This is a genomic window from Candidatus Accumulibacter sp. ACC005 (genome assembly GCF_907163215.1).
Classification (GTDB): Bacteria; Pseudomonadota; Gammaproteobacteria; order Burkholderiales; family Rhodocyclaceae; genus Accumulibacter; species Accumulibacter regalis.
The window spans coordinates 87,841-108,937 of the sequence record NZ_CAJQUB010000012.1 but is presented as its reverse complement, the minus strand read 5'-3'; the positions used below and the strand labels follow the sequence as shown (position 1 = coordinate 108,937).

20 protein-coding genes are annotated in these 21,097 nt (G+C 64.4%); 7 read left to right on the top strand and 13 right to left on the bottom strand.

The features are described 5' to 3' along the window. Positions 1 to 399 precede the first annotated feature (399 nt). Together QZ613_RS14310 and QZ613_RS14305 are read left to right on the top strand one after the other, a co-directional pair. Positions 400 to 1,563, top strand: coding sequence for a CaiB/BaiF CoA-transferase family protein (locus QZ613_RS14310; protein ID WP_291982916.1), 1,164 nt, complete (start codon positions 400 to 402; stop codon positions 1,561 to 1,563). 24 nt (positions 1,564 to 1,587) lie between these two features. Then, positions 1,588 to 2,487, top strand: a complete 900-nt coding sequence (locus tag QZ613_RS14305) for an AEC family transporter (RefSeq protein ID WP_291982914.1) — start codon at positions 1,588 to 1,590, stop codon at positions 2,485 to 2,487. Positions 2,488 to 2,511: 24 nt separating this feature from the next. On the opposite strand, the gene QZ613_RS14300 is transcribed toward QZ613_RS14305, so the two are convergent. The 11 genes from QZ613_RS14300 to QZ613_RS14250 all read right to left on the bottom strand — a co-directional run bounded on the left by QZ613_RS14300 (position 2,512) and on the right by QZ613_RS14250 (position 14,114). Further along, entirely contained in the window at positions 2,512 to 3,351 is an 840-nt protein-coding gene (locus QZ613_RS14300; protein ID WP_291983221.1) for a PP2C family serine/threonine-protein phosphatase, read from the bottom strand. 358 nt (positions 3,352 to 3,709) lie between these two features. Then, entirely contained in the window at positions 3,710 to 5,278 is a 1,569-nt protein-coding gene (locus tag QZ613_RS14295) for an ATP-binding protein (RefSeq protein ID WP_291982912.1), read from the bottom strand. Between the two features lie 302 nt (positions 5,279 to 5,580). Continuing rightward, positions 5,581 to 7,104, bottom strand: a complete 1,524-nt coding sequence (gene kaiC, locus QZ613_RS14290) for a circadian clock protein KaiC (RefSeq protein ID WP_291865236.1) — start codon at positions 7,102 to 7,104, stop codon at positions 5,581 to 5,583. Between the two features lie 3 nt (positions 7,105 to 7,107). Beyond that, positions 7,108 to 7,410: a circadian clock protein KaiB gene (gene kaiB / locus QZ613_RS14285; RefSeq protein ID WP_291865234.1), complete on the bottom strand. Its 303-nt coding sequence runs from the start codon at positions 7,408 to 7,410 to the stop codon at positions 7,108 to 7,110. Continuing rightward, a complete protein-coding gene (locus tag QZ613_RS14280; RefSeq protein ID WP_291865232.1) occupies positions 7,407 to 8,633 on the bottom strand; it encodes a PAS domain S-box protein in 1,227 nt (408 codons plus the stop codon). The genes kaiB and QZ613_RS14280 overlap by 4 nt, the downstream gene beginning before the upstream one ends. A gap of 41 nt (positions 8,634 to 8,674) precedes the next feature. Then, positions 8,675 to 8,968, bottom strand: coding sequence for a circadian clock KaiB family protein (locus QZ613_RS14275; protein ID WP_291982909.1), 294 nt, complete (start codon positions 8,966 to 8,968; stop codon positions 8,675 to 8,677). A gap of 27 nt (positions 8,969 to 8,995) precedes the next feature. After that, entirely contained in the window at positions 8,996 to 9,373 is a 378-nt protein-coding gene (locus QZ613_RS14270; protein WP_291865226.1) for a response regulator, read from the bottom strand. Further along, on the bottom strand, positions 9,373 to 10,890 hold the full coding sequence (locus QZ613_RS14265) for an ATP-binding protein (RefSeq protein ID WP_291865223.1): 1,518 nt from the start codon (positions 10,888 to 10,890) through the stop codon (positions 9,373 to 9,375). The genes QZ613_RS14270 and QZ613_RS14265 overlap by 1 nt, the downstream gene beginning before the upstream one ends. Positions 10,891 to 11,013: 123 nt before the next feature. Continuing rightward, positions 11,014 to 12,270, bottom strand: a complete 1,257-nt coding sequence (locus QZ613_RS14260; protein WP_291982907.1) for a CaiB/BaiF CoA-transferase family protein — start codon at positions 12,268 to 12,270, stop codon at positions 11,014 to 11,016. 11 nt (positions 12,271 to 12,281) lie between these two features. Then, complete coding sequence (locus tag QZ613_RS14255; RefSeq protein ID WP_291903735.1) at positions 12,282 to 13,466, bottom strand: acyl-CoA dehydrogenase; 1,185 nt, start codon at positions 13,464 to 13,466, stop codon at positions 12,282 to 12,284. A gap of 111 nt (positions 13,467 to 13,577) precedes the next feature. Further along, a complete protein-coding gene (locus tag QZ613_RS14250) occupies positions 13,578 to 14,114 on the bottom strand; it encodes a DUF2062 domain-containing protein (RefSeq protein ID WP_043565538.1) in 537 nt (178 codons plus the stop codon). A gap of 225 nt (positions 14,115 to 14,339) precedes the next feature. On the opposite strand from QZ613_RS14250, the gene QZ613_RS14245 reads away from it, so the two are divergent. The 4 genes from QZ613_RS14245 to thrC all read left to right on the top strand — a co-directional run bounded on the left by QZ613_RS14245 (position 14,340) and on the right by thrC (position 18,325). Further along, positions 14,340 to 14,597 carry a DUF2249 domain-containing protein gene (locus QZ613_RS14245; protein ID WP_043565601.1) on the top strand — a complete coding sequence of 86 codons (258 nt, stop codon included), beginning with the start codon at positions 14,340 to 14,342 and terminating at the stop codon, positions 14,595 to 14,597. A 127-nt stretch (positions 14,598 to 14,724) separates the two neighbouring features. Further along, positions 14,725 to 15,858, top strand: coding sequence for a hypothetical protein (locus QZ613_RS14240; RefSeq protein ID WP_291865212.1), 1,134 nt, complete (start codon positions 14,725 to 14,727; stop codon positions 15,856 to 15,858). A 127-nt stretch (positions 15,859 to 15,985) separates the two neighbouring features. Beyond that, positions 15,986 to 16,723, top strand: a complete 738-nt coding sequence (locus tag QZ613_RS14235) for a GGDEF domain-containing protein (protein WP_291865209.1) — start codon at positions 15,986 to 15,988, stop codon at positions 16,721 to 16,723. 114 nt (positions 16,724 to 16,837) lie between these two features. Next, complete coding sequence (thrC, locus tag QZ613_RS14230; protein ID WP_043565540.1) at positions 16,838 to 18,325, top strand: threonine synthase; 1,488 nt, start codon at positions 16,838 to 16,840, stop codon at positions 18,323 to 18,325. A gap of 112 nt (positions 18,326 to 18,437) precedes the next feature. On the opposite strand, the gene QZ613_RS14225 is transcribed toward thrC, so the two are convergent. Together QZ613_RS14225 and nadC are read right to left on the bottom strand one after the other, a co-directional pair. Beyond that, positions 18,438 to 18,575 (bottom strand): hypothetical protein, encoded by a 138-nt coding sequence (locus QZ613_RS14225; protein ID WP_291865204.1) that lies wholly within the window; start codon positions 18,573 to 18,575, stop codon positions 18,438 to 18,440. A gap of 116 nt (positions 18,576 to 18,691) precedes the next feature. Then, the gene (gene nadC / locus QZ613_RS14220) at positions 18,692 to 19,549 is read right to left on the bottom strand and encodes a carboxylating nicotinate-nucleotide diphosphorylase (protein WP_043565542.1); all 858 of its coding nucleotides are present in this window, start codon (positions 19,547 to 19,549) and stop codon (positions 18,692 to 18,694) included. Positions 19,550 to 19,607: 58 nt separating this feature from the next. Here nadC and QZ613_RS14215 point away from each other — a divergent pair, with 58 nt between their 5' ends. Further along, a complete protein-coding gene (locus QZ613_RS14215; RefSeq protein WP_043565544.1) occupies positions 19,608 to 21,095 on the top strand; it encodes an FMN-binding glutamate synthase family protein in 1,488 nt (495 codons plus the stop codon). The last annotated feature ends 2 nt before the right edge of the window (positions 21,096 to 21,097 follow it).

The window sequence follows — 21,097 nt, the reverse complement described above, 5'->3', positions numbered from 1 at the left end:
GTTGGGCACGGCCACACCGTGGGCGGCGCTTGAGCGCTGGCAAAGCCGCCAGGAACTCTGTCGCATCTCGCGCGACAGCTCACTCCGACAGCGCGAGTGCGATGCTTGTTCCGGACGCCTGGCCACGCACCTCGACAACCCGGACACGCCGAGCCAACCGCGATTCATGATAACGCGTTGTAGCCGTGGAGCATAACGCCCAGCGCTCGCGCCCGGCTCGGCGCGCAAGGCTTACAATGCACCATTTGCCACGATTGGCCAGCATTGGCCATGCTTCGGCTTTCCGGCCCTTGCCGACGCGCCACTCCACCACCCGACAGGTCGCACTTCGCAGTTCGGCGCGAACTTGCCGTGTGGCCATCGAGCCCTGCCAGCCCAACCCTTCGAAAGCCCCTCCGCATGCGCCCACCTCCTCTCGCCGGACTTCGCGTCCTTGATCTGACCAGACTTCTGCCCGGCCCGCTGGCCACCATGCATCTCGGCGATCTCGGCGCCGACGTGATCAAGATCGAGGACACCGGCGGCGGCGATTACGCGCGCACCGCGGGCGCGGTGCACGGCAAGACCAGCTACTTCGAATTGGTCAATCGCAACAAGCGCAGCCTCACCCTGGACCTCAAGCAAAGCGCCGGCGTCGAGGCGTTCATGCGCCTCGCCGCCAACGCGGACGTCATCGTCGAGGGCTTTCGCCCGGGCGTCGTCGATAAGCTCGGCGTCGGCTACCAGGCTGTGGCGGCGATCAACCCACGCATCGTCTATTGCGCGATCACCGGCTACGGCCAGGACGGCCCCTACCGCGACCGCGCCGGCCACGACCTCAATTACCTGGCCTACAGCGGCCTGCTCGACCAGATCGGCGCCGCAGGCGGCGCGCCGGCGATTCCGAACTTCCAGATCGGCGACCTGCTCGGCGGCTCGCTGAGCGCGCTGATCGGGCTGCTCGCCGGCGTCGTCGACGCCCGTACCAGCGGCCGCGGGCGCTACGTCGACGTGTCGATGACCGACGCCGTTTTCGCCCACACCCTCTTCCCGCTGCTGGCAGTGCTCGACCGCGGACACGCCGTGCCGCGCGGCGAGGACCTGCTTTCCGGGGGCATGCCCAGCTACGGCGTCTATGCGACCAGCGACGGCCGTCACCTGGCGGTCAGCGCCATGGAGCCGAAGTTCTGGCAGACCTTGTGCGATACCCTAGACCGCCCCGACCTGCGTCCCTGTGCGTTTGCCACCGGCGCCGAGGGCCAGCGCATCCGCGGCGAACTGGAAGCGATCTTCGCCCGCCGCAGCCTGGCCGAATGGACCGCCGTTTTCGACGGCGCAGACTGTTGTGTTGCGCCCGTGCTGCGCCTCGAGGAGAGTGTCGACAACGCGCAGTTGCGAGCCCGCGAGATGATCGTCGAGGTCGCTGGCGTCAAGCAGTTCGCGCCGCCGTTCAAGATCAGCGAGCACCCTTTCGTAGCCCGCCACGGCGCTCCGGGCGCCGGCGAGCACAGTGCCGAAATCCTTGGCGAAGCCGGTTTCAGCGCCGGCGAGATCGCCGCGCTGCGCGCGCAGCAAGTGATCTGAAGCGAACCGGCCGAAGCCCACGCCATGCAAGGCATCGTGCTCCTGCTTCCCGATTTTAGCCTGATCCTGCTCGGCTGGGCGCTCTACCGGCTGGTCGATTTCGGCGATAACTTCTGGAGCGGGCTGGAAAAGCTGGTCTATTTCGTACTCTTTCCGGCCCTGCTGTTCAAGGCCCTGGCCGGCACCAGAATCGATTTCGCCACCGCCGCCCCGCTGTTCGCCAGCGGCGCGGCGGCGCTTGGCTGTGGAGTGCTTTGCGGCCTCTTCGCAGCGCCCCTGTTCAAGCACAACAAAACGGTTTTCGCCTCACGCTTCCAGTGCGCTTTCCGCTTCAACTCCTATCTCGGACTGGCGGTAATCGGCAAGCTCCACGGCGCCCCGGGAATCGCCGCGATGGGAATTCTCATCGGCGCGATGGTGCCGCTGGCCAACCTCGCCTCGGTCTGGATGCTCGCCCGGCAAGGGAATCTCGGCCTGCTCCGCGAAATGCTCCGCAATCCGCTCATCCTGGCCACACTGGCCGGCTTTGCGTTCAGCGCCAGCGGTCTGACGCTACCAGCCTCCGCCGGCCAGTTGCTGGGCAGACTCGGCGACGCGGCGGTCGCCCTCGGGCTGCTGGCCGTCGGCGCAGCGCTGAAGTTGCGCGGCACTTCCGGATCGCACGCGGCTTCCTGCTACCTGCTGGCGGTCAAGCTTCTGGCCGTGCCGGCGGCCGGGCTGCTGGCCGCGAGCAGCCTCGGCTTGAGCGGGGTGTATTTCGATACGGTGATCGTTTTCGCCGCCCTGCCGACAGCCACCTCCGCCTACATTCTGGCCGTACGCATGGGCGGCGACGGCCCCGGCGTCGCCTGGCTGGTTTCGGCGAACACGCTGGTGGCCATGCTCACGCTGCCGCTGTGGCTGACGATTGCCTTGCGCTACTGAGCAATCCCGGGCTTTCGCCAGCACTCAGCGATCGGCCATCGCCGCCGCATCCTCGCCGGTGGCGACTGGCCGGACGACGACCACGGCCACCGAGACGTTGTCGCTCCCGTCGCGCGCACAGGCGAGTTCGACCAGCCGCTGGCTCGCTTCGCGAGGCTGCAGAGAAGCGACGACCTCGGCAATGTCAGCGGCGTCGACCGATGCGTGCAAGCCGTCCGAGCAGAGCACGAAGGTGTCGCCGATCTGCGGCGCGGCGCAACTTCGCGTGGCAATCTTCAGGCCCGAATAGGTCCCCAGGGAACGCATCAGGACGTTGCGCATCGGGTAAAGGCGGGCGGCCTCGGCGCTGAGCACGCCGTTCTTGACCATTTGCTGGACCAGGGTATGGTCCTCGGTCAGTTGCCGACAATGGCCTTCGGCACAGTGGTAGAGGCGGCTATCACCGACGTGCGCGAAAAGCACGCTGTCGTCCACGATCACCAGCGCGGTGGCCGTCGTCCCCATCCCCTCCAGCGAGGGATCCGCCAGGCCGGCCTGGCAAATCGCGCGGTTCGCGTCGAGCATCGCCCGTTCCAGGGCCCGCAAGCGATCCTCGCCCGGCCGTGCGGCAAAATAGCCGCGGCAAATCGTGTCCACCGCCAGCGTGCTCGCCACCTCGCCGCCGCGATGACCTCCCATGCCGTCGGCGACCATCGCCAGCACGCCGAGGCGTCTGCGCAGGGCAATGTCATCCGGGCAAACAAAGGCCAGAGCATCCTCGTTGCTGCGTCGCACGCGGCCGACGTCACTGGCCATCCCGGCGCGCACGGTGTACTCGGGCGGCGGGTCGGAGACGGGGCCGCTCACTGGCGCCTTGGCAGGCATGGTGACCACGCCAGACCCTCGTCAGCGCGTTCGCGAGCAGCAAGGAGTCCGGGTTCGTGCGCAGGGCGCTGCGCTGCGCACGTCGGGACGACTCTCAGCAGCAATGGTGGCTCCTTTTCGAAGGAGCGACCATTGTGCCATGCGTCTCCGCCGTTTCGCGCCCGACCTTCAGGAAGAAGCGCTTCACGACGGCGCTGCCGCGGCGGTCGGCCTTGCGGCACTCATGCTGGCTTGCCAGCGATGCCGTGAACGAAGTGTGCAGTGTGTAGTGGGCGTCAGTGGCAGACCGGCTGCCCCGATTCAACGGTTCGATGCACGGTGCAATCGTCGCAGATCTCCGGCAAAGAAAACCTTCGCGTCAAACGCCATCGATTGCCTCGTCGCCGGCCGCGCAACCGATCGGCAGGGTGACGCGGAAACAGCAGCCTTCGCCGTCTTGCGCGCGCACTTCGATGCGTCCGCGGTGACGCTGCACGATACTGTGCGAGAGCGACAGGCCCAGCCCGGTGCCCTGACCAACCGGCTTGGTCGTAAAAAAAGGCTCGAAGACGCGGGCCAGATTCTCCGGCGCAATGCCCTTCCCGGTATCGCTGACTTCGACCCAGACGGTGTCTGCTTCGCAGCCGGTTCTGAGGGTGATCCGGCCATACCCTTCGATCGCCTGCGCCGCATTGACCAGCAGGTTCATGAATACCTGATTGATCTGCGAAGGCGCGCAGTTCACCAGCGGCAGCTCAGCGTAGCGCTTCTCCACCTTCGCCTTGTGCTTGATTTCGTTCCAGACAATGTTCAGCGTACTTTCAAGGCACTGATGCAGGTCGCTCCGCTGCCAGTTGGGCTCGCCTGGCCGCGAGAAGTCCTTGAGGTCGAGAACGATGCGGCGTACGCGGTCCAGCCCCTCGCGTGACTCGTCTACCAACCTCTTTAGGTCCACGCACAGATCCGAGTAACCGATCTCCTCCTTGATCTGTTCGACCCGGGCAGCGCACTCGGCGCTGTGCGATCCGTCTTGTTCGTAGGCATCCACCAGCCGCAGCAGGTGGTCGGCATACTCGCCCAGGACGTCAAGATTGGAGAGCGCGAAACCGACTGGATTGTTCACCTCGTGTGCGACCCCGGCGGCCAGCTGGCCGATCGCCGACATCTTCTCCAGTTGTCCGATGGCCGCCATTTTTTCTGATCGCAGCAACCGGCTGTGCGCCTCGGCGAGCTTTCCCTGGGCGATCTTGTCCTGGGTCAGGTCGGAGAACACGCCCACCAGATGCGTGAGCACGCCATCGCCGTCGTGGATCTGCGTGACCGAGAGAGACTGCGGGTAGAGTGAGCCGTCCTTGCGCCGGTTGATGACTTCTCCATGCCAGCAGCCCTCTTCGAAAATGGCCGCCCACATCCGGTCAAAAAAGGCACGGCCATGCTCGCCTGAGCCAAGCAGACGCGGCGTCATGCCGCGCGCCTCCTCCGCCGAGTAGCCGGTGATCTCGGAAAAAGCGCGATTGACGCGGACGATGACGCCGTCGGGCCGGGTGACGACGAGGCCTTCCTGCACACTCTCGAACACCTGGTCGGCGAGCGCCAGCTGCTCCTCCATCGCGTATCGTACGGTGGTGTCGCGCAGGCTGACAGCGGTTGCCGGCTGACCAAGCCATTCGAATCGCGAGGCACGCAGCTCGGCCCGACCGATGCAGCCCGCACGATCGATGTACTCGATTTCGGCGTGCCTGCCGTCCAGCGTGATCGGCAGGCCAAGATCCTTTCCGACGAGTTCGCGGCCACCAAACATGTGATACGCACCACGGTTGGCGTAAAGAACGACGCCCACCACATCGAGCACCAGGATGCCGTCCGGAATCGCCTCCAGCAAGCCAAGGATAGTGTTTTCCTCGTACGACGGGGCTTGTTGTTGAAGAGCGTGCAAGTTGGTGATCATCGGTCGGTCCCTGCGTCGTCAGTTACGCTGAACAAGTGGTAGCAATTCCTGCCGGCCCGTTTGGCCTGGTACATTGCCTGGTCGCATCCCAAGCCCTACGCTCCGCAGGTCCGCTGCTGGTCTGCTGAACCGTTCGCAGGCGCTGCGGTTCCATAAAGCACCTTGCCCCGAAGATCAGGAATCAGAATGCCGTCGCTGGTCGTCTCGACGATGGCGTTGAGGTGCTCGCGACTTCCGCGCCGTGGCCTCTTCGGCGCTCGCGTGCTCTCGCCAATCGACATCGCCTGCCCTCGCCTGCCGACCTACTCGCCGAGTTCTTCCCTGAACAGCGAACCCATGCGCTCGATTTCCGGCTGCGCGATCTGCATCGGCTGGCCGGAAAGAATCCCGGAGATGCCGTGGAACTGCGCGCCGATGTGCATCCCCTGCCCGTCGATGGCGTACTCCCTGATCCCCTTGTCGTGCATCGAGCCACGCATCTTGAGCACCGTAATACCCCGCCGCATCTCGCCGAACATTTCCACATAGCGCAGCAGGAGGATCGAGTCGGTAATCGTGGAAATATGTTCCTCGGTGATCGACGCGCCCCCCAGCAAGGTCGGAGTCGTCGACGAGAACAGCCCGACGATCTCCTGATGCTTGATGAACGACGTGATGCCGATGACAAATTCGCGAAAACCCTTGCCGGTGGAAACCCGTTCCAGTGCTGAAAGGCTGTCCACCGCGACGCGCGTCGGCTGGAAGGCGCGAATCTCCTTCTTCATCCGGATCAGGTGGTCTTCGAGGCCCATCACCTCGGGGTACACGCAGACCACCTTCAGCCGGCCTTCCTGCTCCATGGTCTCGAAATCCATTCCCCAGCCGGAGGCATTGCGAAAGAGCTGCTCGCGACTTTCCTCGAAGGCAAACAACAGGCATCGATCGTCCTGCTTCTGCGCGCCACTGACGAAGGCGGTCACCAGCAGCGTCTTGCCGCAACCAGTCGCCCCCGAGACGAGGATGATCGAGTCCCGGAAAAAGCCGCCGCCGCACATTTCGTCAAGCGTGTCGTTACCGGACGTCACGCGCAAGGTCGACGACTTCTGCTCCAGCTTGGTCTCCGAGAGGGGAATGATCACCAGGCCCTCGCCGGGAATGACCGTGAAGGGGAATTCGCCCTTGGCGTGGTCGGTACCCCGGAACTTGAGGATCTCCACCGTCCTGCGCCGTTTCTCGTCGTCGAGGACATTGCGCAGAATGATGACGTTGTCGGCGACGAACTCCTCGACGCCAAAGCGGGCCAGCGTGCCGTACTCCTCGGTTCTCTCGGCGGTCAGGATCGTCGTCACGGCCATTTTCTTGAGCGCCACGGCCATCCGATAGAGCTCACCGCGAACCGTCGCGACATCCGAGAACTGACTGAATACGGCTCCCAGCGAGTCGACGGATACGCGTTTCGCCTGCACCCTGCCGACCGCATACTCGATGCGCGCCACCAGGGCGCCGAGGTCGTAACTGCCAGCCTCGACAACCTCCTGATCAGGTTGCGGGCTGGCGTCGACGAAAGCCAGCTTGCCGTCGCGCACGAACTCCCCGAGTTCCCAACCAAAGCTGAGCATATTGCTCATCACGTCGTCCGGCGACTCTTCGAAGGTGACGAAGACGCCACCCTCGCCGCGACGGATCCCCTCGACAAGAAACTGCACGGCAAAGACCGTCTTGGAGCTTCCCGCGGTCCCCGACAGGAGACAGGTGCGACCCTTGGGAAGCCCGCCCACGGAGACATGCTCGAAACCAGGAATGCCGGTTTCGAGCTTTTCCACTGCCGTGATCACTGAGCCGGACATGACCTATTTCCTCTTTCGTTCGTTGGCGCCACCCAGCGCCGCAATGTCAAGTCCGAGCAAGACCTTCTCGGTATCGCTGAGATCCCCGATGACTCGCCGCAAGGGCGGCGGCAGCTCTTTTACCAGGGTCGGCGTGGCAAGGATCTTCTGATCCTCCGCCAACTGCGGCTGCTCGAGGACGTCGATCACGGTCATTTCGTACGTTCCCTGGAGTTCCTCGGCGCAAATCCGCTGCAGGTTCCTGATGCCCTTCTCGGAACGCGGCGTATGCCCCGTCACGTAAAGGGTCAGTCTGAATTTGTTCATGTGGATCCCTTCTTTGCCCGGCCGTGCAGCGCTTGTGTAGTCGAATTCGGCTCAGGATGGGCCGCGGCCGGGACGCGGTTGTAGTTCTTGCGATAAAACGACAACAGGTTCCCCATCAGTTCAAGCACCAGGAAGCGCCCTTCTTCGATCATTGCCTTCGCCTTCGCCGCGGGAACGCCCTTGGTGTTTCTTGTCAGCGTCTGCGAGTGCAACTCGGCGACATCGCGCGCACCGGCCTGCAGATAACCCAGGTCGTCGGCGAGTTCCCGCAGCTGATCGGAAACGGGATTATCGACCTTGAAGGCCAGGTTCTCCACCGCCAGCTCCAGCGTCCTGCCGTACCTGTGCACCAATTCGTCAAATACGCCCTTGGCCGAGCGTGAGAGTGGCGCCGAACCGTACATACTGCCGACGACGGATAATACAGGAGAGTTGGCCACCGTATACCGTCGCTCGATCTCCTCAAGGAGCTTCTCCGACTGCTGCAACTGGAGGCGCGCCTCCTCGAGCGCAGCCTGGTCGGCTTTGTGCTGGGTCAGGTCGGAAAAGATACCGACCAGGTGCGCAACCTGGCCATCGCCGTCCTGAATTCGCGAGATCGAGAGCAACTCGGGATAGAGCGAGCCGTCCTTGCGCCGGTTCACTATTTCGCCGTGCCAGAACCCCTGCCCGGCGATCGACTCCCACATCCGCTCGAAGAAGGCGCGATCGTGCTCGCCCGATTTCAACAGACGCGGCGTGTTGCCGAGCGCTTCTTCAAGCGAGTAACCGGTGATGGTCGTAAACGAGCGATTGACGCTGACAATCACCCCATCGGGTCGGGTGACGATGATCCCTTCGCGGGCGTTCTCGAAGACCTGGCCAGCCAGCGCCAATTGCCTTTCCAGGGCGCGTCGTTCGGTAATGTCACGCAGGCTGGCAACGGTGGCCGGTTGCCCCAACCAGTCAAATGTCGCGGCGCGCAGCTCGGCACAGCCGACTCGGCCCGCACTGTCGATCACCTCGATGTCGGCATGACTTTCGCCGGCCATGATCGGCAGGCCAAGATTCTTGCCGAGCAGCCGGCGGCCCCCGAACATGCGATGCGCGCTGTCGTTGGCATAGAGGACGATGCCCATCGCATCGAGGACGATCATCCCGTCCGGCATTGCCGCGAACAGGCGGAGAATCGCGTCCTTGTCGAAAGACGGATCTTCCTGAACTTTTTTTGGGCGCAGGCTCATCGCTCAGTCAAAGGCTTGGCGCGCGAGGAACGAAACATCGATCAGCCGCCCTCGCCACCTGTGCCATCGGTGGCGATGATCGAGAGAATCTTCTCGGACTGGGAAATGGCGCCGAGCAGCTTGAGGACCGGCAAGGGCACCAGGCGGACCAGCGTAGGGGTGGCAAAAACGTCGCCCTGAAGTGCTTTCTCCGGCTCCTCGAGAACGTCGACCACGTCGAGCACCCAGTGGTCCAGGCCGACTTCGGCGTTCATTGTCCGGCCCAGACTGGCGACCTGTTGCCGGATTTCGTCATTGACCCCGGCGACGTACAGGGTCAGTTGGAGTTTGCTCATGGCTTGCCTTCCTTCGCGCGGGGGTGGTCAATCGCCGTTGATGATCGACTTCACGATGATGCGGATTTGCTCGGGCGAAAGTGGCTTGGCGGCAAGCTGGAAACGAAGGCCGGCCTGTTGGGCACGGCGCAGCCCTTCCATGTACTCCTGGGCAAAAGCGGTGGCAACATAGACCGGAATCGTCGCATCCGTGGCCTGCAGACGGCGCAGCGTTTCGACACCGTCCAACCCGGGCATCTTGAGGTCCAGGAACACCAGGTCGGGACGCCGGGCAGCCGCAAGCTGCAGACCGATCTGCCCGCTGTCTGCCAGCTGAACCTCGTAACCGTCATCGGCCAGCGCGAGTTCAAAGGCGTCACGCACGGCGCGATCATCGTCGATTACCAGAACCACTCCTGCCGTCATCAGGCTTCCTCGGGGAAAACATCAAGTTCAATGGAAAACACCGCGCCGCCGTCCAGCATGTCGGCCAGGGTCAATTTTCCGCCCGCATTGTCTATTAACTGCCGAGAAACCGCCAGACCCAATCCGGTGCCGCTACCCGTCTCTTTGGTGGTGAAAAATGGATCGAAGATCCTGGCCTTGATGGCGTCCGGAACACCAGGACCATTGTCGGCGACACGGAGCACGGCACGCGAGTTGTCGAACTGCTCGAGCGTGACACTCACGCAATGGGGGCCTGGCGACTGCTTGCAGGCGTGGCAAGCGTTGAACAACAGGTTGAGCAGAACCTGCTGCAGCGCATCGTGACTGCAACGCAGGCGCGGCACGGGCGCCGGCAGGCGGAGGTCGACCAGCACGTCTGCCTGCCGGCGCTCGCCCTCGATGAGCACCAGCGTATCGGCAAGAACCCGCGCCGGGTCGCAACTCTGGTCGGCGACCGAAACTGGCATGCGTGAAAACACCAGCATGTTCTTGACGATGCGCGCAATGCGCTCGACTTCGCCGACCGCGCGCTCGAGCATGCTGCGCGGCCGCCCCTCCTCCAGCTTCCCGATGGCGTATTCGAGATAGCCGAGGATGCCCATCAGTGGATTGTTCACTTCGTGGGCGACGCCACCGACCAGCGTTCCCAGGGCGCTCAACTTTTCCATACGCAGCATTTGTGCCTGCGACTGCTCGAGCGCCTGGTGCGCCGCTTCGAGTTTCGCCGTGCGCTCGACAACCTTTCCTTCCAACTCCGCGTTCAGCGTTCTCAGCTCTTCCGTGGCCATGGCGCGCGCACTTTCGATCTTCTTCAATTGCTCCGCCATGGCGTTGAAGCTGCGTGAAAGCGTCCCGAACTCGTTATCGTCGGCGACCGGAATGGCCTGTTCCAGATCACCACCCGCTGCCCGGCGCAGCCCCTCGAGCAGCACCTCGAAGCCCCGGTTCAGGCGTCGCGACAAGAGACTCAGGAAAAGCACGCTGAGCAACGACAAGGTGACCAGCACGGCGATGATCCGCGTATTCGCTGCACCCCGGACGCGCGCCATGGCCGCGCGCTGAAGATCGGCCAGCTGCTGCGCCTTGAAGCCCAGGCCCTGGACATTGACCAGCAGCGCACCGATGGCCTGCTCGCGTGCGCTGGGGTGCGCCGCGAGCAGCAGGTCCAGCAGGCGCCCATTGTCCTCATGGTCCTGCCGGAGGGTTTCCAGCAGTTGCTCACCCCCGGGCTCGCTGAAGCGCGCGCCGGCCAACACGCTGCTCAGCGAGATCTGTTGTCGGCGCAACTGGGTGCTTGCCCCGGAACTATCGTGGAGCAGGTATTCCTGGGTCAGGATGTTCATCTTGGACACCTCGCGACCAAGCTGCTCGGCGATGTCTGCACCCTGGCGAATGCGCGCGATCTGATTCCAGGAAGCCCACAGGACGCCACCGACCAGAACGGCCAACAGGGCAGGCAAGAGGGCGGCAATACGGAGCTGGCTGCGGATGAGCATGGTCGCGGACTCAAGGGTTGGCCGTCAGGGTGGCAGGCTTGACCACTGGCAAGGCATCCGGACGGAGGAAAGACTGCCGCTCGCCTTGTCCGCAGGCGCACCGGCCGGGATGCTCCGGCACGACTAGACGATCCCCGCTTGGCGAAGCGCCGCGATCTGCGTGTCGCTGTGGCCAAGTTCGCGCAACACGGTCACGCTATCTTCGCCGAGTGCCGGCGGTGCCTTGCGGTAGCCGACCGGCGTCGCCGACAGGTGTATCGGGTTGGCGACCTGCGGCGCGCTGCCGCCGCTGGCGTGCGGCATGTCGAGGCGCATGGCACGCGCCACGACATGCGGGTCGGCGAAAACAGCGGCCAGATCGTTGATCGGGCCACAGGGAACGGCCGCCTGCTCGAGCGCGGCCATCCATTCGCCGGTCGTGCGCAGCACGGTGTTTTGCCGCAGCAGTGGAATCAGCGCCTGGCGGTGCCTGACCCGCGCCGCGTTGCTGCTGAAGCGCTCGTCGCCGGCCCACTCGGGATGCCCGGCAACGGCGCAGAAGCGGGCGAACTGGCCGTCGTTGCCGATGGCCAGGATCATGTCGCCATCGGCGGTCGGAAAGTCCTGATAGGGGACGATGTTCGGGTGGGCGTTGCCCATGCGCCGGGGTGCCGTCCCGGATACCAGATAGTTCATGGCCTGATTGGCCAGGCAGGCGATCTGCACGTCGAGCAGGGCGAGGTCGATGTGCTGGCCGTCGCCGCTGCGAAACCCGTCCCGGTCGCGATACGCCAGCGCGGCGAGAATGGCGTTGCCGGCGTAGAGACCGGTGAGGATGTCGGTGAGCGCGACGCCGACTTTCTGCGGCCCGGCGCCGGGCTCGCCATCCGGCGTGCCGGTAACGCTCATCAGGCCACCCATGCCCTGGATCAGGAAGTCGTAACCGGCGCGCTCCGCGTAGGGTCCCTGCTGCCCGAAACCGGTGATCGAGCAATAGACGAGCTTGGGGTTGAGCACGCGCAGGCTGTGCTGATCGAGGCCATAGGCGGCCAGACCGCCGACCTTGAAGTTCTCGATCAGCACATCGGAGTTGCACGCCAGCCGGCGAACGATTTCCTGCCCCTCGCGACGGGTGATATCGACGGTCAGCGAGCGTTTGTTGCGGTTGGTACACAGGAAGTACGCTGCCTCGCGCGTCGCCTGGCCGTCGCCATCGGCCAGCCACGGCGGCCCCCAGCCGCGCGTGTCGTCACCGCAGCCCGGCCGCTCGACCTTGATCACGTCGGCGCCGAGGTCAGCGAGCAACTGACTGGCCCAGGGGCCGGCGAGTACGCGTGACAGGTCGAGCACGCGCAGATGCGACAGTGCGCCGCCGCTGTTCGCCCGCGAAACGGTGGGCATCGCCGGCGGCTTCAGAAAGCGGCGATGCCGGTCTGTGCCCGACCGAGGATCAGCGCATGCACGTCGTGCGTGCCTTCGTAGGTATTGACCACTTCGAGGTTGACCATGTGGCGAATGACGCCGAACTCGTCGGAGATACCGTTGCCGCCAAGCATGTCACGTGCGCAGCGCGCGATGTCGAGCGACTTGCCGCACGAGTTGCGTTTCATCATCGAGGTGATGTCCGGAGTCGCCGTGCCTTCATCCTTCATGCGCCCAAGGCGCAGGCAGCCCTGCAGGGCCAGGGTGATTTCGGTCTGCATGTCGGCGAGCTTCTTCTGGATCAACTGATTGGCGGCCAGCGGACGACCGAACTGCTGGCGATCGAGGGTGTACTGGCGCGCCGTGTGCCAGCAGGACTCGGCCGCGCCAAGCGCCCCCCAGGAGATGCCGTAACGCGCTGAATCGAGGCAGGTAAACGGCCCCTTCAGGCCACGGATGTCGGGGAACGCGTTCTCCTCGGGAACGAAGACCTCGTCCATGACGATTTCGCCGGTGATCGAGGTGCGCAGTCCGACCTTGCCGTGGATGGCCGGCGCCGACAGGCCTTGCATTCCCTTGTCGAGGATGAAGCCGCGAATCGCGCCGGCGTCGTCCTTGGCCCAGACGATGAAGACATTGGCGATCGGTGAGTTGGTGATCCACATCTTGCTGCCCGACAGTCGGTAGCCGCCGTCAACGGCGCGCGCCCTGCTGGTCATGCCGCCGGGGTCGGAACCGTGGTTGGGTTCGGTAAGCCCAAAGCAGCCGATCAGTTCGCCACTCGCCAGACGTGGAAGGTACTTGCTTTTCTGCGCCGCGCTGCCGAAAGCGTGGATCGGCACCATCACCAGCGACGACTGGACGCTCATCATCGAGCGATAGCCCGAGTCGACCCGCTCGACCTCGCGGGCGACCAGACCGTAGCTGACGTAGTTGAGGCCGGCGCCACCGTACTCGTTTGGAATCGTCGCGCCAAGGAGGCCCATCTCGCCCATTTCGCGGAAGATCGCCGGATCGGTTCGCTCGTGGCGAAACGCATCCTGAACGCGCGGCAGCAAGCGGCCCTGACAGTAGTCGCGCGTGGCGTCGCGCAGCATGCGCTCGTCTTCGCTCAACTGCGCCTCGACAAGTAACGGGTCGTCCCAGCAAAAGCGTGCTCCGGATGCATTGGCCATCGACATCTCCTGAGTATGGTTGTGACCTTCCTGCCCCCGTCGGCCCCCTTGCGCAATGCATCGGTGAGTGGCAGACAGCAGCAGGGATTGAGTATCCTGTGCCGATTGCGATCAGGCAAGCCTTTGCCGGCGCCGGCGCCAGGCCTTGATCAGATACAGCCGCCATGCCGCCCGTGTCGCCATATAGCCCGACGCCGAGAGTGCGCTGGCGAGAGCGACGAGGCCCAGTGCCAGTGGCTTGGCCACCACCAGCATCCATGCCTGCATGGCCTCGGTCCACGCGGCAAAGGCGGTGACGCTGAACGCCGGTGGAGCGACGAAGCCCGCGCTATCGCCGGTCAGCAAGCGCCCCAGCTGATACGCGACCAGGTACAGCGGCACGATGGTGAAGGGATTGGTGTACAGAGTGACGAGAAGAGCCAGCGGCAGATTGATGCGAAACTTCACCGCGGCAAGCGCCGCGCCGATCATTTGCAACGGGCCGGGAATCAGCCCGCAGAACAGACCGGTGGCTACCGCGCCGGCGGCCGAATGGCGATTCAGGTGCCACAGCCGCGGGTGCAGCAAGGACGACTGGAACGGCCGCAGCCACGGGTTGTTGCGGATGGTTTCCTGAGCGGGAAGGTATTTCTTGAGATAGCTGCGCATCCTGCTCATTATGCGCGAGAACAGCCGTTCGCTGCAGACACCGGCCCATCCCCGGGCCTTGCTCGCTGGCCCGGCTCGCCAGCGGCTTTTCCCCGCTCATTCCCGCCGCTTGCGTAGCACTCCCGAGCCGGCGGTACGGATATTGCCGGCCCATATCAAAGACAGTCTACGGCCGGCGTCGGAAAATCCGCTCTTTCAACCCCCTTGTTGCTCACGGAGACCACCATGCATGCATGCGACCAGCCCACTCAGGAAGCCGTCTATCCCTTCGACGCACGTGGCGTCGCCAAGCGCTTTCGCCACGCGGCGATCTTTGGCGCCCTCGATGCCTTGCTCGCCGGCGAAACGATGCGCTTCTGCAACGATCACGATCCGCTGCCCTTGCTCGCCCAGTTGCAGGCGCGCTTCGGCGACGCGCTGCAGATCAAGTACGTCCAGCGCGAAGCGGGCGCCATCGTCATCGACTTCACCAGAATGGCTTGACGGCAGACCGCCGAATTCACCGCCAGCAGGCGGCCAACTGCGCGCGAACGACGGCCTATAGCCGCCGCCAGCCAGGGGCTGGGCGACCTGTTCCTGGCGCAAAGGCGGCTGGCGAGCGCGTGACAGGGTGCTGATCTACCTGGGGTTTTCTGCCGTCGCGGTCTTCCTTGCCGCGCTGGTGTTACTGCATTCCGGCGGCACGTCGGTCGCGGCAGTCGCACACCTGGTGTTCACCGTCGCCGTGGTGCCGCTGATCTTTGCCGCCATCAGCCATTTCATTCCCGTGCTGACGCGCAGCCGCGCGGCCCCACGCGGCGTTGTGCTGCTGCCACTGCTGCTGCAGGTGGCCGGCGTGGTGACCTTTCTCGCCTTCCGGGGCACGCTGCCGGAGAGTGCTGTGTACGCGGCGGCGAGCGTCACCCTTCTCGTCGCACTGCTGTTTTCCGGCTGGATGATTCTGCGTGCCCGACGAACGCTGGGCAGAGCGCACCCCGGCTGGCGCTGGTACCTGCTGGCCATCGTCTTCCTGGCGGCCGCGCTGCTGCTGATCCCGGCGATGAACGGGTGGCCACAGGCACGACCGCAGCTGCGCCTGCTACACCTGCATCTCAATACCCTGGGTTTCATTGGCTTGACTGCGCTGGGAAGCTTGCAGGTTCTCTTGCCGACGGTCTTGCGAACACCCGACGCCGGAGCCGCGCAACGGCTGCGCCGCCAGTTGCCCTTCGCCGCCGGCGCGGTGCTTGCCGTTGCCTTCGGCGCCGCTTTCTGGCCACCGCTGTCGCTGGCGGGGGCGCTCGTATTGCTGGCCGTCACGCTGCAGATCGCCAACGCCTGCCTACGCCGCCACGGCTGGCAAACCCTGAGCGCCAATGGTACGGCAGCGGCGCTTTTCGCGGCGCTGGCCGGCTTTGCACTGCTGCTGATCCTCGGCAGCGCCCATGCCTTTGCCCTGGGCAACGGCGGTGACGCGGTACCGGCGTTTGTCGTCGCCTTCCTCCTGCCGCTGGTCAGCGGCGCCCTGTCGGAACTGTTTCCGGTCTGGTACCTCCCCGGCAGGCGCACGCCGGCACGTGACCGGATGCACGCCGAACTCCGTTGCGGCGGCACCTTGCGCGCCATCCTGCTCCTCGTCGGCGGCGCCCTGCTGGCGCTGGGAATGGACGACGGCTTGTGGTTTGCGGCGCTTGCGCTGCTCTCCTTCATGTTCGCCCTGCTCCGCTCGCTGGCTACCGCCGGGGCTCGCCGAACGACGCAATAAGGACTTAATTCTCATTGCAACACAATTAGTTACAAGATATCTGAGAAAAAAGTCTCAAGATCTGCGAAGCCTATCCGTATCTGGAACTATGGCCGACGCACAGCGGCCCCCAGACGGAGCCAACGAGATGTTCAAGCACGATGAGTCTTCCCCTCTACAGTCATCCCGGCACGCGTCACGCCGGCCGCACCGGCTGCCGGATCTCGCCAACCTGCCCTTGCCGATGCGCGGCCACCTTTCTCTGCCGACCGCCAACGGCCGCGTCCATCACCCGCACATCCGTCGCGTCGAAGCTCCCGTACCTGCGCCAGGTGCGCTGCAACTACTGGTCGCCGAAGCGCGCATCGCGGAACTCGAGAGCGCCTTGAGCGAAGCACGGCAAGCAGCATTCACTGACGCCCTGACCGGAGCACTCAACCGGCGCGGCTTTGACGAAGCGTATAAACGCGAACTGGCTCGCTCGCGTCGCAATGGCAGTCAGTTGGCCATTGCCCTGATCGATGTCGACGACTTCAAGCGCCTGAACGACACGCTGGGCCACCATATGGGCGACGAAACGCTGGTGCATCTCGTCAAGAGCCTGCGCGCGGCGCTGCGTCCGTCGGACATCCTTTGCCGTTTCGGCGGTGAGGAGTTTGTCCTGCTGCTCCCCGAAACCGCACTCGACGAGGCAGTCGCCGCCATTTCCCGATTCCAGCGCCAGTTCGCCGCCAGCGCCGTGCCGGGCTGTGCGCTAGCCGTGACCTTCAGCGCCGGCGTCGTCGTCAGGCAGAACAGCGAATCGCTCGAAGACGTGATTCTCCGAGCCGACGCGGCGACCTACGCCGCCAAACGCGCGGGCAAGAACTGCGTGATCAGCGGCTGACCCTGGCCAAGCGCCTGCCCTGCAGCGGGGTTCGGCGCCAAGGGCGCCGCGCCCGAGCGTGATAAACTGCGACTCCGCCGGCGTCCAGCGGCATTCCCACTTACGGTCCTCAACATGCGCTATCTCTCGACTCGCGGCCAGAGCAACTCCGACACCAAGAACTCGGCGGCGCCGAGGTTCACCGAGATTCTCCTCGCCGGCCTGGCACCCGACGGCGGCCTCTACCTCCCCGAGTCGTATCCACAGGTCGGCAAAGCCGAACTCGAAGAGTGGCGCGGTTTGTCCTACGCCGATCTGGCGTACGCGGTGCTCTCCCGGTTCATCGATGATATTCCTGCCGCCGATCTGCAGGCCCTGATCGCCAGAACCTACACCGCGCAGGTCTACGGCAACGGTCGCAACCGTGAGCAGGCCGCCGAAATCACGCCCTTGCGTTGGCTGGAGAAACCCGACGAGGCCCGCGGCGAAGGCGGCCTGGCGATCCTCGAACTGTCCAACGGCCCAACGCTGGCCTTCAAGGACATGGCCATGCAACTGCTCGGCAATCTCTTCGAGTACGTCCTGGCCAAGCGTGGCGAGGAGATCAACATCCTCGGCGCAACCTCGGGGGACACGGGTTCATCGGCCGAGTACGCGATGCGCGGCAAGGAAAGGCTGCGCGTCTTCATGCTCTCGCCGCACCAGCGGATGAGCGCTTTCCAGCGCGCGCAGATGTATTCCCTGCACGATGAAAACATCCACAACATAGCCGTGCGCGGCAGCTTCGACGATGCCCAGGATATCGTCAAGGCGGTGTCCAGCGATCACGCCTTCAAGGCGCGCTACAGGATCGGCGCGGTCAATTCGATCAACTGGGCGCGCATTGCCGCACAGATCGTGTACTACTTCAAAGCCTATTTCGCGGCCACCGGCGGAGTTGGCGGGAGCAGTGATCGAGAGGTGGCTTTTGCCGTACCTTCTGGCAATTTCGGCAACATCTGTGCCGGCCACATCGCCCGCATGATGGGCTTGCCCATTGGCCGCCTGGTGCTGGCAACCAACGAAAACGATGTCCTCAAGGAGTTTTTCCAAAGCGGCGTCTACCGCCCACGTGTCAGCGCCGAAACGCACGCCACATCGAGTCCGTCGATGGACATTTCAAAGGCGTCGAACTTCGAACGCTTTGCCTTTGATCTCGTCGGCCGCAATGCCAGCGTAATCCGCAACCTGTGGAGCGCCGTTGACGCGGGCGGCAGCGTCGATCTCTCCAAGACGTCGTTTTTCGCGAAGCTTTCCGACTTCGGTTTTGCCGCCGGCAGGAGCACCCATGCCGACCGCCTGGCGACAATACGCCAGACCTTCGAGAAATATGGCTTGGTGATCGATCCGCACACCGCCGACGGACTGAAGGTCGGCAGCGAACTGCGCAGTCCGGACATGCCGATGGTCGTACTCGAAACCGCCCTGCCGGCCAAGTTCGAGGAAACCATCGGCGAAGCACTGGGCCGCCGACCCGAGCGACCGGCAGCTCTGCAGGGTATCGAGGACCTGCCGCAACGTGTTGAGGTGATCGACGTCAGCGTCGATGCGGTGAAGGCGATCATTCAGCGACTCCTGGACTGATCACCTACGACCAGGAATTGAGAAGGGCGCCTTGTGGCGCCCTTCTTCGCGTTGCAGATTAGCCCTTGCATCGCCCCGAGTAGCGCGCAAATTCTGCTGCCGAGCGATTCCTTCAGAGGTAGATGACGGCCGGAAAAACGGCGGCGGCGAGTACCAGCACCAGCCACTCTAGGTTATGACGCGCCAGGAATCCGGTGAAGTGCATGATCAGAATCGCGATCGCCACCACGTAAAACAACGCAAACAGCATCCGAACCCCCTTTCTTTCAATGCACCAACCACCAGTCCCATCCTGCCTCACATCGACCGGCGCCGATTATATAACGCATTGCCCAGCCCTCGACGGTCAGCGCGGCGTCGCCTGTGCTACGCCGAAAAGCGCATCGACAGGTCGAGTGCCCGTACGTCCTTGGTCAAACCGCCGATCGAGATGCGATCAACGCCGGTCTCGGCGATGCCACGTACGCTGTCGAGGCTGACGTTGCCCGACGCTTCGAGAATCGCCCGACCGGCGGTCAGGGCGACGGCTTCGCGAAGCTGATCAAGACTCAGATTGTCGAGGAGAATCATTTCCGCACCGGCGTCCAGCGCCTGCTGCAGCTCGACCAGCGTCTCGACTTCTATTTCGACGAACTGGCAGGCGCGGGCCGCCCCTGCGGCAATCCGCGTGGCCGCGAGCAGCGCCGCGGCGATGCTCCCGGCGGCGTGGATATGGTTTTCCTTGATCAGAATTCCGTCATAAAGACCGAGGCGGTGATTGCCGCCCCCGCCACAGCTGACGGCGTATTTCTGGGCCAGGCGCAAGCCGGGAATCGTCTTGCGCGTATCGACGACCTGCGCCCGCGTTCCGGCCACCAAGTCGGCGTACTGCCGGGCCTTGGTGGCGACGCCTGACAGCAACTGCAGGAAATTGAGCGCGCTGCGCTCGCCGGTGAGCAAGGCGCGGGCAGGCCCTTCGATCTCGCAGAGCACCTGATCCGGGTGGGTACGCTGACCATCCTCGACGCGCCAGTCGATTTCGATCGTCGCATCCAGTTTGCTGAAGCAGCGGCTGAACCACGAGTTCCCGCAAAGAATGGCGCTCTCGCGTGCGACCACCGACGCACGGCTACGCACCCCGGCGGGAACGAGTTGCGCGGTGAGGTCGCCGCTACCAACGTCCTCGCTGAGCGCGGCAGTGACGTTGCGCTCGATTTCGGCATCGAGCAAGGCTGCAATAGGCATGGCATTCCCGTAGACTGAGAACCTGGCCGCGGGATTCTATCACTGAAGGGAAGCACAAATGCTCGACCTACTGCTTGTTAGCCTGGGAGTACTGTTCGCTCTCCTTGTCGTCGCAGCGCTGATCACCCTTTACGTGCAGGACGTGACGCAGGAAAAGCACGCCGTGTTGCGGAATTTCCCGCTCGTCGGCCACCTGCGCTATTTCTTCGAAAGCCTCGGCGAGTACTTCCGGCAATATTTCTTTCTCGGCGACCGAGAGGAACAGCCCTTCGACCGGGCAACGCGTAGCTGGGTGTACCGCATGGCCAAGAATGAGGGCGGCATCATCGGCTTTGGCTCGACCTACCCGATCCATGAACCCGGCGCGCTGGTCTTCGTCAATGCACCGTTCCCGATCCTCGACGACGAGCAGCAGGAACCACCGCCGCTGCTCATCGGCGAAGGCTTTTGCCAAACGCCTTTCGTCGGCAAGTCACTGGTCAATATCAGCGCGATGAGCTTTGGCGCCATTTCCCGCCCGGCCGTGCGCGCGCTGTCGCGCGGTGCGGCGGCCGCCGGTTGCTGGCTGGATACTGGCGAGGGCGGGCTCTCTTCGTATCACCTGGAGGGTGGCTGCGACATCATTTTTCAGGTCGGAACGGCGAAATACGGCGTCCGTGACGAGAGCGGGCAGTTGTCCGACGCGCGCCTGCGCGAACTGGCCACGCACGCGGCGGTGCGCGCGTTCGAGATCAAGTTGTCACAAGGAGCGAAACCGGGCAAGGGCGGTGTCCTGCCCGGCAACAAGGTCAGCGCGGAGATCGCCGGCATTCGCGGCATTCCCGTCGGCCGCGACTCGCTGAGTCCGAACCGCCATCCCGAGATCGGCAACATCGACCAACTGCTCGACCGCGTCGAGCACATCCGCGCGGTGACCGGCAAACCGGTCGGCGTGAAGACCGCCATCGGCGGCCGGCACTTCCTCGATGAACTCAGCGCCGCGATCGCGCGGCGTGGCCTGCAGGCGGCGCCCGACTTCCTGACCATCGACGGTGGCGAAGGCGGCAGCGGCGCCGCACCACAGGCCCTGGCCGATCACATGGCGATGTCGATCGACGAGGCGCTGCCGCTGGTCGTCGACGCGCTGATCGCCAGCGGCCTGAAAGAGCGGATTCGGGTGATCGCCGCCGGCAAGCTGCTGACCCCGGCGCGAGTTGCCTGGGCGCTGGCGAGCGGCGCTGATTTCGTCAACACGGCGCGCGGCTTCATGTTTTCTCTCGGCTGCATTCAGGCCCTGCGCTGCCACACCAATACCTGTCCGACCGGCGTCACCACCCACGACCCGCGTCTGCAACGCGGCCTGGTGGTCGAGGACAAGGCCGCACGCGTCGCCTCCTACTGCCGCAACATGAACCAGGAGGTCGCCATGATCGCCCATTCCTGCGGCCTGCGCCATGCTCGCCAACTGCGCCGCGAGCACGTGCGCATCGTTCAGCCGGGCGGGCAAAGCGTCGCTCTCGACGTGCTCAAACCCTATCCTACCGGTCCCGCCGTAGCGACTTCCTGAGC

What these genes read in the sequence shown, in the direction of transcription:
- QZ613_RS14310 (WP_291982916.1), top strand. Translation starts at nt 400, where the DNA reads ATGCGCCCACCTCCTCTCGCCGGACTTCGCGTCCTTGATCTGACCAGA.
- QZ613_RS14305 (WP_291982914.1), top strand. Translation starts at nt 1,588, where the DNA reads ATGCAAGGCATCGTGCTCCTGCTTCCCGATTTTAGCCTGATCCTGCTC.
- QZ613_RS14300 (WP_291983221.1), bottom strand. Translation starts at nt 3,351, where the DNA reads ATGCCTGCCAAGGCGCCAGTGAGCGGCCCCGTCTCCGACCCGCCGCCC.
- QZ613_RS14295 (WP_291982912.1), bottom strand. Translation starts at nt 5,278, where the DNA reads ATGATCACCAACTTGCACGCTCTTCAACAACAAGCCCCGTCGTACGAG.
- kaiC (WP_291865236.1), bottom strand. Translation starts at nt 7,104, where the DNA reads ATGTCCGGCTCAGTGATCACGGCAGTGGAAAAGCTCGAAACCGGCATT.
- kaiB (WP_291865234.1), bottom strand. Translation starts at nt 7,410, where the DNA reads ATGAACAAATTCAGACTGACCCTTTACGTGACGGGGCATACGCCGCGT.
- QZ613_RS14280 (WP_291865232.1), bottom strand. Translation starts at nt 8,633, where the DNA reads ATGAGCCTGCGCCCAAAAAAAGTTCAGGAAGATCCGTCTTTCGACAAG.
- QZ613_RS14275 (WP_291982909.1), bottom strand. Translation starts at nt 8,968, where the DNA reads ATGAGCAAACTCCAACTGACCCTGTACGTCGCCGGGGTCAATGACGAA.
- QZ613_RS14270 (WP_291865226.1), bottom strand. Translation starts at nt 9,373, where the DNA reads ATGACGGCAGGAGTGGTTCTGGTAATCGACGATGATCGCGCCGTGCGT.
- QZ613_RS14265 (WP_291865223.1), bottom strand. Translation starts at nt 10,890, where the DNA reads ATGCTCATCCGCAGCCAGCTCCGTATTGCCGCCCTCTTGCCTGCCCTG.
- QZ613_RS14260 (WP_291982907.1), bottom strand. Translation starts at nt 12,270, where the DNA reads ATGCCCACCGTTTCGCGGGCGAACAGCGGCGGCGCACTGTCGCATCTG.
- QZ613_RS14255 (WP_291903735.1), bottom strand. Translation starts at nt 13,466, where the DNA reads ATGGCCAATGCATCCGGAGCACGCTTTTGCTGGGACGACCCGTTACTT.
- QZ613_RS14250 (WP_043565538.1), bottom strand. Translation starts at nt 14,114, where the DNA reads ATGCGCAGCTATCTCAAGAAATACCTTCCCGCTCAGGAAACCATCCGC.
- QZ613_RS14245 (WP_043565601.1), top strand. Translation starts at nt 14,340, where the DNA reads ATGCATGCATGCGACCAGCCCACTCAGGAAGCCGTCTATCCCTTCGAC.
- QZ613_RS14235 (WP_291865209.1), top strand. Translation starts at nt 15,986, where the DNA reads ATGTTCAAGCACGATGAGTCTTCCCCTCTACAGTCATCCCGGCACGCG.
- thrC (WP_043565540.1), top strand. Translation starts at nt 16,838, where the DNA reads ATGCGCTATCTCTCGACTCGCGGCCAGAGCAACTCCGACACCAAGAAC.
- QZ613_RS14225 (WP_291865204.1), bottom strand. Translation starts at nt 18,575, where the DNA reads ATGCTGTTTGCGTTGTTTTACGTGGTGGCGATCGCGATTCTGATCATG.
- nadC (WP_043565542.1), bottom strand. Translation starts at nt 19,549, where the DNA reads ATGCCTATTGCAGCCTTGCTCGATGCCGAAATCGAGCGCAACGTCACT.
- QZ613_RS14215 (WP_043565544.1), top strand. Translation starts at nt 19,608, where the DNA reads ATGCTCGACCTACTGCTTGTTAGCCTGGGAGTACTGTTCGCTCTCCTT.